We start from the raw sequence: 15769 nt of genomic DNA, 5'->3' as shown, positions 1-15769 counted from the left end.
TTTATCCTACCGAATACACTTTCAGCAGCGCTGTGCCGTCACTTTTGTAGTATGCAGCCTTGCAGCCAAACCAAAAGTTGCAATAAAAAAAACAATGCTCAATTACAAAACAGCATGGCATAGGTTTTAATTTTCAAAGACACCCAGCCTTAAATTCACAGCCTAGTTGGGAGCGTGACACCAACAAAAATACAATTGGTTTGCTGCGCCACTATATAAGCCACTGATTTGATTAAAGTATGTGATGCTGATGTCGCGGGACAAATTATCGGCCAATAAAGTGCTGGGTTCTTAGCGGCCTGCTGTGTTGTTCAGGGAAATGAAGCTGGCAGCTTAAATTTGGTATATAGAGTGTCTCACTGCAGATTAGAATGAAGGAGAACCTAATTTCTGGTTTCTGATAAACCGACCAGTCTCTTCCTTGTCATTGGTACAATCCATCACCCTCAATCCATGAGTATTGTCTAAAGGTAGACGGCGTACATTATGTACGCCAATTTGGGGTGGCTGTCCGTGTAAACTGCTCTACTTACTTTGTAACTTACTTGTGCCTATCTGCGAGTGTGGTCCCTTAATTTACAATAAATGTAACGAAAGAGTCCGGACAAAACAGCTAATACCAGACCAATAATTAAAGGTTCTATGAAGTCGTCACATATCTTAGTTTCAGTATGTTTACACCCTACTTCCTCACCACTGTAAATAGCGTAAGATACGTAGAAAAAACCCAAGCTAGCTGCAAACGAACTAAAAGAAAACCTTCCAAAGATTTTTATAACATCACTAACTTTATTCACCTTGCCTAAATGCCTTTACTCTGTTGTCAATGGTTCTTCTAAAGCTTAAATCGCCGGGTAGTGTTGATACACTGTACCATTCATAACATTTTTGGCACCGACAATTTTGACTCCCAGCAATTGAACCAATCCATATTCATGTGTCAGCTCAAAAAAAGTAATTCGCTTCTGGCTGCGATGAAGCAGCTACAGAAGCCGAGTAGTCATAAAACAAGCCACTGAATAATAAAATAAAAATTTCTAAATCAGTTTTACGAAGACCCAGTTTACTCCACACCTTTGTCACCTTTGCTACCAACCTGTCAGTCAGTGATAGCTCTCCCTTGTGAAGCGTTTTGGAGTTCATAACAGCAGGTATTAAGGAGATTGTTTTACCCGCGCCTTTATGAAAGTCGATAAACGGATGCAGGCAACTTAGCAAGCAGAGTTTGTAAGAGGCAACGGCCACCAGGGAGAGTGACCGCCACCGAATACTGATGACCGGAGATCCGGTGTTAGTGATTAGAAATTGCTGTAACTCGCAGTCGATTGATTAAATTCAAACACTGAGATTTGTCCGCAACGAGCGAAATGGTTATTACTGCTGTATGGGGTGTCGGTCTGGTTGATATCACCTTCCCAGCCCTGGCCATTTTTCACAAAGGCTTTGATCTCAAACCAGCCATTGTGTGTCTGAGCGCAGTCCATATCAACGTCCAGCATCCAGTAATGGGCACCCCACTGGTTTAATGGCGTTTCGCCATATCCATTGCTTTCAACCGTAGCTTTGGCTCCCCACTCTGCGGGCCACAAGTTGGTGGTCCAGTCCAGTGCGCTACCCTGCGCATCAGTGCTTTGTGTGGCCTCAGCTCCGTGCCAGTCGAGGTAACTATCGCCCTGTTTCCAGCCTTGTGTTGTTGGATTCTTCAGGTTGTTATGGCGGATCGGCATCGCACATTGCATCGGGTCTTGTGCACAGTCTCGGCCCAATGTCGCGGCAAAAGCATGATCCAGTCCGCCGCGGACAAACATATCCTGCCCTGCCGCCGTTTCGGCTTTAATGAAGACCACAGTTCGCTGCCAGTCACCCGCAGGAACATCCGGGGTATCACCAATTTTACTGTTGTGGTGTATTGCAACTGCACTCATGGGGCTGACATTGATGCTGGCAACGCCACTTTGCGATACCGTAATTTGACTACCTAAGCAGCCATTACCTGCAGTATTTTTTCCACCGCTCAGTACATCGCAGTACACACCTTCAGCAAGACCGGTTTGTAACGTTTGATTGAGCGACCCACCTTCACGGTTAATCGCGACAAAGCCTTCACTGCCACGCGAAAATGCAATCTGGTTATTACCATTGTCCCACCAGTTGTTTACGGTCCAGTGGCCCGTGGTGTTATTTCTGAAATCCATGGCTCCTGCGATCATGCCGCGACGGTGCTCACACTGCCACTCGTTAGCAAAGCAGTTAAGGGTGCTCCCCTGGTGTACAGAGCTTCCCGGAGGGCCAGCATCACCGTCGTGGTTAAAATCATAGCTCGACATCACTTTGGGGTAGCCATATGGGAAGGCAAGCATAAATACGTTAGCCAGATCATAAAGTGCGCCATCCTCATAAGTCACCACATTTCCGGCCCCGCCGTGACCTCGTTGGTTATCATGATTGTCTACAAAGACCACAGCAAGATGACTTGGCATCATACCCCAGGCTTCACCAAAGCTGTTTAGCCAGGCCAGTTTGCCCGACTTAAACGTATCCCCTAACTTGGTGCTGTACTTGAATTCTGTCACCAAGCCATTACCAAAGTATTCATCTGCTCGCACAGCCTGACCACCCTGGTCGATCACTTCCTGAAAGACCAGAGGCTCACCATTAACCTTGTTCATGATTGTCGCAATGTCCGATGCAGCCATGTGCTTACTGGCATCGAGTCTGAACCCGGCTACACCGATTCCAACCAGATCGTTTAGGTAAGCTGCCAATGTGTTTTGAACATAAGTTGAGGAGGTGTTTAAGTCGGCCAGACCAACCAGTTCGCAATTCTGTACTCGCCATGCATTGTTGCCATAATCAGCGTCGTTAATTGCACACGTCTCGTGGAAGTCCTGCGGACTGTAAATAGGGTAATGTTTGTCACCAAAAGTGCTGCCAGCCACACCCGTGCCACTGCCGTGTGCCATATGGTTGATCACTGCATCAACGTAGATATTTACACCAACAGCTTTACAACGCTCCACCATATCGGTGAACTGGGCACGGTTGCCACTGCGGCTCTCAAGCTGATAGCTGACTGGCTGGTAACGTGTCCACCATGGCGCTCCGGTAATGTGTTCACTCGGCGGAGAAACCTGAACCGCAGCATAGCCTTTTGGACCAAGGAAAGTTTCACATTCGGTGGCGATGTCCTGCCAGGACCATTCAAACAAATGAACAAAAGTTGTGGGGGTTGCCAGTGCCTGAGCGGACATGCCCAGTCCAGCAGTGATCAGCGCAGTGTTCAACGCTTTAAGTGACTGTTTAATCATTGTATGCTCTCTGTTGTTGTCATAACGATATTATTTACATCACGGTAACAATATAGAGAGATCCGATTAAACGTCTATTGAATACGTATGCATAAAAACACGCTAGTCTATTCACCACACAATTCGTTCAAAAAGCACACAGGAAGGTGCTGTTTCAGCCAAACCGGATATTTTGAGCAGCCGAACGATGTAGTTCTGGAACGCTTAAAAAGCTTGGTCTATTTGCCTGATTAAGTATTTAGGAAAAACCTTAACCTACTGATATTTATACTTTGTCACAAAAAAGCCGACTGTAATTTCTTGCCTGTTGCAGAGCTTCTGGTCACACTTTTCAACATCATCGTGTAGCGAGTCACTTATGATCCTAAAACAACTCAGATTAAGCAAGCACCTGACTCAGGCCCAACTGGCCATGATGTCGGGGCTAAATATCAGAACCATTCAACGCATCGAACAGGGGCATAAGCCAAGCATGGAGTCATTAAAATGCCTTGCTGCTGCACTGGAGACCGATATTGATACATTACAAAAGGAGTCATTTATGCCAAATCAAGACGCATCTATCCGCCCACTGCCTTTATGGCTCAGAGTGTGGTTTTTTCTGGGGACGTTTCAAAGCCAACCCGACAGACAACTTCTGACACGCCTTGAGTTTATACTACATGGCTTTGGTTTGAGCTTTTGCCTTATGGGGCTGTTCAGCGAAGCGGCGCTTGTTGGTGGATTGCTATTGCTCGTCAATGCGTATTTCATTCGCTACAGCAAATATCTGGGAGATAAATTCGCAATCTGGCAGGGAAGCTAAGTTAACAGGCAATATGTTTTAAATACTTATTTCACTTCCCATCTGTACCTGTAGCGATTACAAATTTATACACTTATTAACGGAATATTCCGCCCACACCTATTAACTTAAGACGCACTGAACGTGCAAGTGGGAACACTAATGAGTAAGCGGATCCATGGTATTGACCTTGCCAGAGCATTGGCAATTTTTGGTATGGTGGTCGTTAACTTTAAACTCGTTATGGGCGCGACCACGGGCAGCACTTTGTTGATATCAGCAAGTGCATTATTCGAGGGTCGCGCTGCCGCTTTGTTTGTGATACTTGCCGGAATTGGTCTGGCACTGAGCTGTCGAAAAGCCCATCACCACACCCTGCTGCAAAGGAAACAACTGCAAAATAAAGTGGCCATGCGTGGCATCTTACTACTCTGTTTGGGGCTGCTTTACCTGCCCGTCTGGCCTGCTGATATTCTGCATTTTTATGGCTGCTATTTTATTCTGGCGTCCTGGTTATTATTTGCGTCCCATCGTACCTTGCTTGTGCTGTGTGCAGTGATTGTCTCAACGTTTCCAGCTCTCTTACTGATCATTGATTATTCCCAGGGCTGGCACTGGGAGACCCTGACTTACCTTGAACTTTGGACTCCCGAAGGGATGCTTAGACGTATTTTTTATAATGGCTTTCATCCTGTTTTCCCCTGGTTCGCGCTGCTGCTGTTTGGCATGTGGCTTGGCCGCCAGCCTTTGCATCAGAGCGCAACCCAGAAGCGATTGTTTAAAGTTGCACTACTGGTGTTGATACTCATTGAAAGCGCATTTTACCTCTTACGTATGATGGCGCAAAACGTGGGTATACAGGGGGAAGAAATCGCCTTTTTACTGAGTACAGGCCCTATTCCCCCCTTACCCCAGTACCTGATCTCTGCTATCGCCAGCTCAGTGATCGTCCTAATCGTATGCATCAGGCTGGCACAAAGCTATCACCACACAGCGGTATTTCGCTCTCTGGAAGCGACTGGTAAGTTATCACTCACATTCTATATTGCACATATTCTAATTGGTATGGGTACATTAGAAGCACTGGATATGATTGGAGGCCAATCCATAGAAAATGCCTTGGTGAGTAGTCTGCTTTTTTGCTTGTCATCCTGGCTGTTTGCCACTCTATGGCACCGACGATTTACTCAGGGACCCGTCGAGTGGCTATTCAGACGCCTCATTGCACGCGCAGAAGCCTGTTCAACCCGGATCATGCGCGTAAATAATACCGAGTAAAATATTCTCACACTGAGTAAACGCTCCCTGAACCAATCTTCACAAACACCTAACATCATGATTAATAGATATATTTTATTTGGCAAGCCACTTGCAGCCTGAGTATGTTAATTCTCGCAATCAAGGAGTTATTATGAGTACTAATAAATCGGCTGCTAACCGTCAGACAAGCAACGACCCCACACACCCTGTTTCAGATCAATTGGCTGAGTCACTACATTCCACCGTCGATGCCTTGCATAACACGGCAGCCAAAACGGAAGAGCAGTTAAGAAGTAAAAGCGATGCATCAGGTCAGGCCATACAAGCACAAAAACGCCTTCTCGAGAAAAAATGGAATGCCTCGGGGGTCAAACAATACGCAACAGAAAACCCAGTGAAAACCGCGGGTATTGCATTTGGTGCCGGTGTTCTTCTTACCATTTTGTTACGGAGTAAGTAACATGAGTGCGTCATCAGATAATAGCGCAAAACAACACCGCTCGGTAAGTGTAGGTGCACAGTTGAAAGGGCTATTACGAGAGGGTAAGTCTGTTACCACCAGTTATGTTGATGTCACCCGCGCTTGTGCAGCATTGCTGAAGGCCAAACTTCGTGCCCATTTTAAAACCATTCTGGCCTGTATCATCCTGATGATGATATCTGCACTACTTATCACTGCAACCTGGTTGTCTCTTCAGGGCTTGGTTGCCTATGCAATGATACAGGCCGGCCTGAGCTGGTTTGTATCTGCCGGGCTACTGATGGCGCTTAACCTGGCACTGATTTACTACCTGATCGCAGCTGCAATACAGCTGTTCGATAAAACCACCAGCGATCTGCTTGATGTGTTTTGATTCATGATTTTCAAAGGACGCTATGATGAACAGGCTGGCACGTTTCATTTACCAAAATGCACACAAAGAGGCACAGCAACAACAACTGCGCCTGATGAAGCAGTTGTATCATGCGCAGTTTAATAAAAGGCGCTTTTGCCACAAAGCCAACGCTATGGCGAGCACACCTGAAGGTATTGCATTGTTGGTACTTGGCGGTGTGCTGTTGTTCAAAAGCAAACACAAAATTTCAGTATTACGAAAGCTGGTCATGCTCAGGCGCTTGATCCGGCAAACATAGGCGGCCATGCGATTCTACGTCTGCAGTCTAACCCTTAACAGAACCTGGCCTGAGCATTTTATAAGCTATCTACATGATATAAAAACTAATAAAATGTACCTTTATTGCTCCAGATCAAAAGGTGCTGTTATTTCACCTTATCGATTAATACTTTTTTCTGTCATTATTAATGGGTAATTTTAGTCTCAACAGATTACAAAACCCGTTCTTTATCATTAATGTAACTAAAAGGAGTATTAAGATGTATTACATTAAGTCTCTCACAACCACGCTGATCGCCAGCACCGTTTTTTGCACTTTCTCTGCCGCAACTTTGGCTTCTGAGTCACCCTCATACCGATTTATCGATCTGGGTACACTGGGAGGAAGTGAATCGGCAGCGCTCGATATAAACGACCAGGGCGTTATAGTCGGTTGGTCCACCCGTGATAACAATATGGACTGTACTTCCCCGGTCAGTAAACCAATGAACTGTGAATATGCGTTCAAGTATCAAAATGGCGCCATGATTGATCTCGGCCACAGCCAGGACACAGTACAGTCTTCACATGCAGTAGCCATAAACAATCACTCAGTCGCCGTGGGGTATGAGATTTTACGCGGCGTTAACGATGACACAAAAATGGGGGAAAGTTATCATCAACCAGTCAGGTTTGAGCAAGGCGCTCCCCAAGCTCTGCCGGTACTGAGTAGCAAACCACTGGACAGTGCCATGGCTGTTGATATCAATGACCAGGGCAAAATCATTGGCTGGGCAGACAATCAGAGCGGCCAGGATACTTTAGTATCCTGGCAGGACAATGCCATTTCGGCAGAAGCACCACACAACACCTATTATCGTCGTGCAACTGGCCTGAATAATCTGGGTGATGTTGTCGGCTTTGAATATGAAGCCTGGTCGTACAAACCCAACAGAGCCTTTATTTATAAACACGGACAGGTATCAGTGATAGATGAACGTGAAGGCGTTATGAGCGAAATGAATGCAATCAATGATTATGGCATGATTGCCGGCGCTAAGATGGTCCGTGCCATGACTCCGCTGAAAGCTACCATCTGGTATCCCTCTATGCTTGGGGGTGTTGCAGAACATGTTGTAGGCGGACTACAGCAAACATCACGCGAAGAATCAGCCTTCAATGACATTAACCGCTCAGGTACTGCCGTTGGTTTTTCATCGACCTCTGACACCATACAGGCCACTGTTTATTATCGAGGCAAGCTCTATGATTTAAACCGCCTGGTTTCAGCGCCGGGCTGGCTGCAAACAGCTGAAGCTGTGAATGAACGTGGAGACATTGTGGGCATTTACGTTAGCAAGGACAACCAGCGCCGTGCCTTTTTGTTAGAAGTACTGTAATCACGCGCCTCTGAGGCGTTAATTAGCAACTGGATCCCTGGCCGTGAGGTTTGGTCAGGGATCCCACCATACTCCCTACTTCCCTCCTCTCTCAAATAAAAAATTTTCGACTAAACTGAAATGAAACTTGGTCAGGGCAGGTCTTGTCGTTACAGCAGCATGTTCAGGTGGCAATTGGCTACCAATAAGTACGGGCATTGAACATGCTGCTGAACTACCTTTCCACGCTATGACAACAGTAATTATGGATCGGTAACCGCCATACTCTGTTTGGCACACACTCAATGAGGAAGATAAAATGAAAGCACTAACGGGGGCCGCTATGGCGGTCATGGTTGCAGGCCTGGTAGGTTGTAATGCAACAGACAATTCATCATCCAATGCAGCAAACACAGGTACGAGCGGTGCAAGCACCGATCTGGTACATTGCTATGATGTGAACGTTTGTGGTGGTCACAATGACTGCAAAACTGCCAACAATGCCTGCTCAGGACAAGCCAGTTGTAAAGGAACTGGTTTCGTCGCTATGCCAGGTAAAGCGTGCGCAGATGTGGGCGGTAAAGTAAAAGACAAATGGGTCGGTTCTGTTGCCAAGTCAGATCTGGTGAAGTGCCATGATGTTAATATCTGCGGTGGCCATAACGACTGTAAAACTGCCAATAACGCGTGTGGTGGTCATGCCTCATGTAAAGGCACGGGCTTTGTAAAAATGCCTGTCAAAGCTTGTCAGGATATCGGCGGCAAAGTCGAAAGCTAATCGTTCCGTATTACATTTTACGGCCCAGTTTTAGCTTGCGATACTAATAATTCGCATCGCAAGCTAAACAAAGCCACTAGCCCAAATGGACCTTACTTTGAACACATCACCTCCCTATCTGGGTTTTGGCCTGGGACTACGCACCTGCTACTTTGAAGACATCATAGACACTCAGCCTGAAGTCGACTGGTTTGAAATTATTTCAGAAAACTACTTTGTTGAGGGTGGCAAGCCCTGGCACTATCTTGATCAGATAAAAGAGCGCTACCCCATAGCCATGCACGGTGTCTCGATGTCAATTGGCAGCACCACAGAGGTCAATTTCGGCTATCTGAGAGATTTGAAGCGCACCATAGAGCGTATCCGCCCTGTCTGGGTATCTGACCATCTGTGTTTTTCGTCTATTGGCGATTTTAATAGTCATGACTTGTTGCCACTCCCTTACACCGAAGAGGCACTCACACATTTATGCGATCGCTTGCGAATTGTTCAGGACTACCTGGAGCGCCCACTGATTCTGGAGAATGTCTCCAGCTACCTGACGTATCATCAATCTCAGATGACTGAATGGGATTTTCTCGCATCGTTACATCAACAATCGGGCTGTCAATTTTTGCTCGACATCAATAATGTCTATGTCAGCGCCAGAAATCATGGCTTTGATGCCATGGATTACCTCAATGCGATTCCACAGCAGGCCGTTGCACAGATCCACCTGGCAGGCCACAGTGATTTTGGCAGCCATATTGTGGATACACATGATCAACCAGTCTGTGACGCAGTATGGCAATTATTTCAGCGTTACGCACAATCTCGCTTACCTATCAACACGATGATCGAAAGAGACGATAACTTTCCGTCTTTTGATTCTCTGATGGCCGAGTTAAATCAAGCAAGAAAGCTTGCCCCTTTGAATTGGAGATCTAATGACTGAACTGGCCAGAATTCAACAAGCGTTTATGGCCTTGCTTAAAGGCACTGATCAGGATTTGATTAACCATATTGCGCCACAACCCGGTTTGGATGCCGAGCACCGAGCCCTGATATACCAAAATGCTTACCGCATCCGCCTCACCAAAGTATTAGAGCAAGATCATGAGATGCTGGGGCGCTATCTGGGTGACGATTTGTTTGATGAAATGGTGACAGGATATTTGGCTCAGTATCCCTCAAATGACCCTTCTTTACGGCATTTTGGCGACAAACTTCCCCACTTTCTTGCCAGTCAGCTACCCTTTTCTGAACATGGGATCCTGAGCGAAATCGCGTTGTTTGAGCGCCAGCTGCTACAGGCGTTCGATGCCTCTGACACAAAACGCCTGACACTGTCTGAAATTCAGCAGATCCCCTCAGATTTATGGCCGAATGTTGTTTTTTCTTTGCACCCAAGCGCACGACTGCTGCGTTGTCAGTTTGCCGCGATTGAAAGCTGGCAGGCACTTAAACACGGGAATCCGCCCCCTTCGCCAGAGCTTGAGTCTGAACACTTTTGGCTGGTTATTCGCGAGGCCGATCTGCGCACTGCCTTTCATCCTTTATCTCAACATGAGTATCAATGCCTGCAATCGATGGAACGGGGTTTGCCCTTTAGCTTCGTATGCGAGGCCGCAGCTAATATTCATCAAGATGCTGAGACAGGTACACTCGCAGTCATGCAGTTATTACAAAAAGCCCTCACAGCAAAATGGCTAGGTGACTATCAGCTGCCATAAAACGCCACTTTTAAATGGACCAGGAACTCTATGAAGCTTAGTGAAAAAATCCGTCTATATCAGCTCAGCCTTATCGCCAGTATGTTATTTGCCTTTGTCGGTTTTGCCTATAATGCCTGGCGGCTGGAAGTCTCGGAGCAAAACAACAATATACGTACCGCTTGTTTCGAGATGTTGAAGGAGCTCGCACAATTAGAGCAGCTGATTTATGTCGCCCATTACGATCAAAATAAAACAGAGGGTAGCCCGCGAAAAGGGTGGATCAGTGTCGGGTTAATCAATGACTTCAGTTATCTTACCAATGGCGATCTGCAACAAAGTGCCAGAACACTGAAAACGACCTGGAATAACAACTGGCAAAATATTTACGCCAGCACCCAGGCTGTCGACCTGGTCGTTAAGGACATAGATAGTGCTCGCAGTGAAATCAAACTACTACTTAATGACCTGGAGTGATTTGACCATGTGACTCGTTCATTACCGGCAATCTGACTTCAAAACATGCACCGCCCAGTTCAGCATTTTCGTCACTAACCCGAACCGTGCCATGATGCTTTATAACAATCGACTGAACGATTGCTAAGCCAAGCCCACATCCACCAGAATCTCTGGAGCGACTAGGATCCAGCCGAGTAAATGGCTCAAAAATGCGCGCCTGTTTTCCAGGTGGAATGCCTATGCCATCGTCAGCTACGCGAACAACGACTTCGCCCCCTTGAATCCCAGCCTCTATGCGCACGCGAGATCGAGCAAAACGGCCCGCATTACGCATTAAGTTGGTGAACAGACGTCTCACCTGTGCCTCATCCCCCTGCCAGTGTATATCGACGCTATCCAGTTCAAAACCGATATGGGGGTAAAAAGGCACGACTTTGTCCAGCGTTTCCTGCAATACAATATCCATATTCAGCGCGGTCAGATTTGGTTTGACTGAGTTGTCTTTGACTCTGGCATAATACAACAACTCACTGACCAGACTTTCCAAATCGTTCAGTGACTGACTCAGGCTGGTATGAAGCTCACCTCGTTCATCTTCACCGGCTTCCTCCAGCATATCCAGTGCAAACTGCATCCGCGCCATTGGACTACGGAACTCATGTGCCACGCCATGAAGCAGATCTCGCTGTAAAGTGATCCTGGCTTCTCCTTCACTGAGCTGAGCATCAACAAGCTGCGAAAGCTGTTGCAAACTGGTGTTCAAATCCTGTGGTTGGCTCAAAGGTACAGGCATCGTGTTCAATCGTGCCACTAAAGCCTGACGCTCTTTATTGATCACATACCAAAATATCAGGAGTAGTAACAGGTTAAGGCAAGCTGATACCAACCAGTCAAACCAGTCGACCAGAAAATAATACATGTTCTGTTCTACCAGTGGCCCAACCTCGAGCACATCCCTATCGTTTAACACAAAATAGACGGTTGCGTTTAAGTAATCCACCAGCCCATGCTGATTGTGAGGCAAGGCTAACTCGGCCAGTAGATCCTGTGGGAAGTACTCATCATCACGCGCCACCAGTAGCGCGGATGTGTCATATTGCGCCTCCAGCTGCATTTGAATACCCGATAAAGGTAAACGCTCAGGGTCTGTAAGGGCTGCAGAAATCTGAGCTTTCACATCTTCCAGAAACTGATTTTGTGTTTCGATATACTGGGTTTCTATGTCAATAAGTAAGGTATTACGTACCGTAAAAGCGACCACACTATTAAGCACAATTGCTACGGCAATAAAGGCGAACACCCGTAAAGTGTTAACTTGCAATCAAATATCCCTTGTTTCTTATAGTTTTAATTATTTTAGGTTCCTTAGGATCGTCGCCAAGCTTTTTACGCAACCTGGAAATACGTAAATCAATCGAACGATCCATGCCGTCAAATTCCAATTTAAAGAGCGTTCGATACAGCTCATCCCGCGATAGAATTCGCCCGGGTGAGCTGGCAAGTAACCACAGAAGCTCAAATTCAGCACTGGACAGAAGAATTTCTTTATCACCACAGGTTGCCTTACGTTTGGTCAGATCCACGCATATCTCGCCTTCATGGATGGTTCTGATATGCTGACTGCTTTGCGCCAAGAGCATATCATGACGCCTGAGCTGAGCCCGAATATGTGCAAGCAGTACCCGGGGTTTAACTGGCTTACACAAGTAGTCATCTGCACCAACTTCCAGACCGGTGACTTCGTCTATGTCGTCTACCAACGCAGTCAACATGATAATTGGCCCACTGAAACTCCCTCTAATCTGACGACAGATACTTAAGCCGTCTTGGCCTGGTAACATCAGGTCAAGTACCAGTAAGTCCGGAGCAAATTCTCTTACACGCTCCACTGCGCCGCTCCCCTGGGCATAACATGAAACACAGTAGCCATTTTTTTCAAGAAATAGAGACATCAACTGGGTCAGTTCTGTGTCATCATCTACCAGTAGTATTTTTTGTTCTGTTGTCATTTATCGCCTGTTCAAACACGCTTCGTACATTTTGATATTAAACTCCCTGGCGTATCGATAAGCCTCTGAGCGCGCTTTTTTATCAGCTTCGCTACGTAGGGTATCTCCTGTTCCGGGCATAACTTTAACACCGCACTGAGCCTCCAGTTCTTTGAACGCTAGCTGCTCAAACCCCGGCACAACAGGTCTTCTTCCCGTCGTATAGTACAGGCGGAAATCTTCCACGGCCAGGGCCTGAGACACCGCCTGCTCCAGTTTACTGTCTGTATTGGTAGCGTGTTTGCTCATGCCCTGACACCCCGTTGTTATGCCTGCGGCGAACAAAGCGATCGCTGTCGCAAGTTTACCTGCCATACTTTTTTGCTCCTAATCTGATACCACAACACAAAATCACGATCCACAGCACACCAAATAAAGTACCTCCAGAGCCCCCATTATCAAGCGATTGCGCTGGAGGTTCAGGTAGCGGCTCCGGATCTGGCTCTACTGGGGCTGCCGCCACTGTCACTTCAACCTCGCCAGTAGCACTGCCGCCATTGCCATCGCTCACTGTATAGCTAAAGGTCTCTACGCCTGAAAATGTGCTGCCTGCGGTATAGACTAAACTGGCAGACGCAATCGTTACTGTTCCCTCTCCCTGATAATCCACACTTGATATGCTCAATATATCGCCATCAACATCACTGTCATTACTGAGCACAGGCAACACAACCTGACTGGCCTGAAACGCAACTTCGACTCTGTCGTTTAGCACTGTCGGCTCATCATTCACCGCAACCACTGTGATTGTTATGTTGAACTGCTCACTGATTTGATTGTCTTTGGTCGCAGTAGCAGGCACAAGCAATTGCCCATTGAAATGCTCATCCGGGATCACTGTCGTACCGTCAAGGGTATAATTGTCGCCCGCCATCAAAGTGACAGAGTCAATAGCTAAGTCAAGCGCAAAGGTTAAGTCCTCTTTCTTGACCGTTAACCGCTCATCCTCATTAACTGAAAGCGGATCCTGTGACTGAAATACAGGAATGATGGGCTCTGCCGGGCCATCAAAGTTAACGGTAAAATTTCCTGAATTGATCGCAAAAAAGATATTGTCCGAGCAATTCACTCTTACTCTGGCTTGATTTGTACTGATGGCGGACGTGATCAACACATCCTGTTGCCCATCATTATCTACTCCGTTTGCCAGTGAAGTCGGAAAGCTCGCACCACCATCCGTTGAGAGGCTAATGCTGACTCTGTTGCACGACACCGGTGCATTTTGGGTATTTGCTGTATCCCAGGTAACAGAATGAGTTGCGGAGTCCCACTGGCTGCTGCTATCAGGCTGCGTCACTCTGAATCCGTTGGTCGAGTTCACAACGGTCACCTGCATCGCATCACTTGCAACGTGCCCCTGACCATCTCTCACAGCAAGCCGAAAATTAAGCGTTCTGTTGGTCGTCGGGTAAGTCTCACCAAGCACGGTGCTGTTGGTCAGAATATCTATTAATCTGGGAAAGGTTCTTACAGGTTCAGAAGTTGGGTCAAACACCCTGAATAATGGGCCCGTCCCTCTGTCAATGGCGTCCTGATCAGGACTGCTGGTTGACGCTCCCAAATCGAATTGTTGCCAGCTGAAACTGAGCGTGTCTGAATCAGGATCTGTTGCACTGCCAGTCAGGGTAAATGGTGTACGTGCCGGAATGAAATAATCACTCCCAGCGTTAACCACCGGGCTTTGGTTTGTCAATCCAGTTCGGCTACCACAGGTATTTCCAACCCCCTGACGAGTGACTTCAACCATCTGTTCGATAGAGTGCAAATGAAAAAAGGGATCTGAGTTTTTTTGTAGGTCCTGAGTACCACATATACCTGTGTATCCCATAATGGTGGAACCACTGGCCGGCTCAAACGCAGAAAGTCCGGAGCGATTTCCCTGGCAGGCTCCTACTAAGCCGTTGAAGGTATGCTCAGCGCCAAGTTGATGACCAATTTCGTGGGCTACATAGTCGATATAAAATGCGTCTGATTCAGGTACGGGGCTACCAGTCAGGCCCGCTGCTTTTTGAGAGGTGCACACCACCCCTAAACCTGCGACTCCACCCCCCTCGGTTACCACTAAATGCCCGATATCATAATCTGACGCACCAATCACCGCCTCTATGGCATCAGTAATGGTATCACCATCAATATCCTGGTCTGAGTTAGTAAAGGGATCAGTCGCTGCATCAAGAAATATCAGTTGATCATTATTTGCCACCAGTTGGAATGTAAGTCCCACATCTCGCGCATATACCTGATTGACCCGATTCACCATAGTGACGAGCGCAGCCAATGCAAGTGCGCGTGTGCCGCCATGATAGGCGGTATATTCCCCCGTCGCTGTAACAGCCAGGCGATAGACAATCCGTTCAGTGATCTGGCTGGTTTGCATCAAGTCGTCTGGTCTTTTTTCTAAAGCTTCTGATAACTCAGGGAAACGTATTGGTGGATGGCGCTTAATTTTAACCGGATTGGCCTGCTTCATAGCATGTGTGAAATAATAACTGCGGTACTGTTCAGTCCCTTTTACTGGGTCAATGTATACCGTTTTTCCACCATGCTCAAACATCCCAAAGAACCCTTTTGGTGATATATCAAAGGATCCCAGGTTATCCGGTTGGCCAACTTCCGCCCCATGAAATGTCATTATCTGGGGGTATTTGCGAGCAAGTGCCGGGGCCATAACCTGGCTGGGTTTAAGTCGATATGTGACGAACTGACCTGAGGGTAAAGGGAGTGCCATATCAACAAAGTCGGAGGTTGTAAGCAATGCCTGGACGCTGGCTTTATCTAACATCAGAGTTTGCTCTGTACTCTTAAGATTGATTTGCGGGTTTTGCTCAAGCAAGGTCCAGTGAGCCTGGCCGATAGAATGGACCGCGATTGCACTTTGGCAGGTGAAAATCAAAAGCAGGCACATCAGTGAGAGTTTATTCATGGTAAGCCCCGTCGGATTGTTGTCATTGCGGTCATAATTCAACCA

At 47.0% G+C, this 15769-nt stretch carries 15 protein-coding genes; 10 read left to right on the top strand and 5 right to left on the bottom strand.

Translation table 11 applies throughout. The annotated features are described in order from the left end of the window. Nucleotides 1–1298: 1298 nt before the first annotated feature. On the bottom strand, nucleotides 1299–3308 hold the full coding sequence (locus tag ACXAH1_RS09140) for an alpha-amylase (protein ID WP_475196181.1): 2010 nt from the start codon (nucleotides 3306–3308) through the stop codon (nucleotides 1299–1301). Nucleotides 3309–3666: 358 nt separating this feature from the next. Between ACXAH1_RS09140 and ACXAH1_RS09135 the strand changes: the two genes are divergently transcribed. From ACXAH1_RS09135 to ACXAH1_RS09090, 10 genes are all read left to right on the top strand, one after another. Beyond that, a complete protein-coding gene (locus ACXAH1_RS09135) occupies nucleotides 3667–4113 on the top strand; it encodes a helix-turn-helix domain-containing protein (protein ID WP_475196180.1) in 447 nt (148 codons plus the stop codon). Nucleotides 4114–4254: 141 nt separating this feature from the next. Then, a complete protein-coding gene (locus tag ACXAH1_RS09130; protein WP_475196178.1) occupies nucleotides 4255–5370 on the top strand; it encodes a DUF418 domain-containing protein in 1116 nt (371 codons plus the stop codon). 133 nt (nucleotides 5371–5503) lie between these two features. Continuing rightward, nucleotides 5504–5812 carry a hypothetical protein gene (locus ACXAH1_RS09125; RefSeq protein WP_475196177.1) on the top strand — a complete coding sequence of 103 codons (309 nt, stop codon included), beginning with the start codon at nucleotides 5504–5506 and terminating at the stop codon, nucleotides 5810–5812. 1 nt (nucleotide 5813) lies between these two features. After that, nucleotides 5814–6206 (top strand): hypothetical protein, encoded by a 393-nt coding sequence (locus ACXAH1_RS09120; RefSeq protein ID WP_475196175.1) that lies wholly within the window; start codon nucleotides 5814–5816, stop codon nucleotides 6204–6206. Nucleotides 6207–6228: 22 nt separating this feature from the next. Beyond that, a complete protein-coding gene (locus tag ACXAH1_RS09115; RefSeq protein ID WP_475196174.1) occupies nucleotides 6229–6486 on the top strand; it encodes a hypothetical protein in 258 nt (85 codons plus the stop codon). Between the two features lie 241 nt (nucleotides 6487–6727). Next, nucleotides 6728–7846 (top strand): DUF3466 family protein, encoded by a 1119-nt coding sequence (locus ACXAH1_RS09110; RefSeq protein ID WP_475196172.1) that lies wholly within the window; start codon nucleotides 6728–6730, stop codon nucleotides 7844–7846. Nucleotides 7847–8144: 298 nt separating this feature from the next. Continuing rightward, nucleotides 8145–8603 (top strand): BufA2 family periplasmic bufferin-type metallophore, encoded by a 459-nt coding sequence (gene bufA2, locus ACXAH1_RS09105; RefSeq protein ID WP_138552731.1) that lies wholly within the window; start codon nucleotides 8145–8147, stop codon nucleotides 8601–8603. A gap of 97 nt (nucleotides 8604–8700) precedes the next feature. Beyond that, nucleotides 8701–9537 carry an MNIO family bufferin maturase gene (gene bufB / locus ACXAH1_RS09100; protein ID WP_475196170.1) on the top strand — a complete coding sequence of 279 codons (837 nt, stop codon included), beginning with the start codon at nucleotides 8701–8703 and terminating at the stop codon, nucleotides 9535–9537. Then, a complete protein-coding gene (locus tag ACXAH1_RS09095; RefSeq protein WP_475196168.1) occupies nucleotides 9530–10315 on the top strand; it encodes an HvfC/BufC family peptide modification chaperone in 786 nt (261 codons plus the stop codon). Before bufB ends, ACXAH1_RS09095 begins: the two co-directional genes overlap by 8 nt. A gap of 30 nt (nucleotides 10316–10345) precedes the next feature. Further along, complete coding sequence (locus ACXAH1_RS09090) at nucleotides 10346–10771, top strand: hypothetical protein (protein ID WP_475196167.1); 426 nt, start codon at nucleotides 10346–10348, stop codon at nucleotides 10769–10771. Here ACXAH1_RS09090 and ACXAH1_RS09085 read toward each other — a convergent pair. From ACXAH1_RS09085 to ACXAH1_RS09070, 4 genes are read right to left on the bottom strand one after another with little or no spacing between them, the layout of a single operon-like run. Beyond that, on the bottom strand, nucleotides 10755–12074 hold the full coding sequence (locus ACXAH1_RS09085) for a sensor histidine kinase (RefSeq protein ID WP_475196166.1): 1320 nt from the start codon (nucleotides 12072–12074) through the stop codon (nucleotides 10755–10757). The genes ACXAH1_RS09090 and ACXAH1_RS09085 overlap by 17 nt on opposite strands. Then, on the bottom strand, nucleotides 12064–12762 hold the full coding sequence (locus ACXAH1_RS09080; protein ID WP_475196164.1) for a response regulator: 699 nt from the start codon (nucleotides 12760–12762) through the stop codon (nucleotides 12064–12066). Before ACXAH1_RS09080 ends, ACXAH1_RS09085 begins: the two co-directional genes overlap by 11 nt. Beyond that, entirely contained in the window at nucleotides 12763–13116 is a 354-nt protein-coding gene (locus ACXAH1_RS09075; RefSeq protein ID WP_253050221.1) for a hypothetical protein, read from the bottom strand. Continuing rightward, nucleotides 13106–15724, bottom strand: a complete 2619-nt coding sequence (locus ACXAH1_RS09070) for a reprolysin-like metallopeptidase (protein WP_475196162.1) — start codon at nucleotides 15722–15724, stop codon at nucleotides 13106–13108. Before ACXAH1_RS09070 ends, ACXAH1_RS09075 begins: the two co-directional genes overlap by 11 nt. Nucleotides 15725–15769 lie beyond the last annotated feature (45 nt).

The sequence above is a fragment of the Pseudoalteromonas sp. AWH4_217 genome (assembly GCF_056161105.1).
The sequence above is the reverse complement of the archived record's forward strand: the minus strand, read 5'-3'. Positions and strand labels throughout refer to the sequence as shown.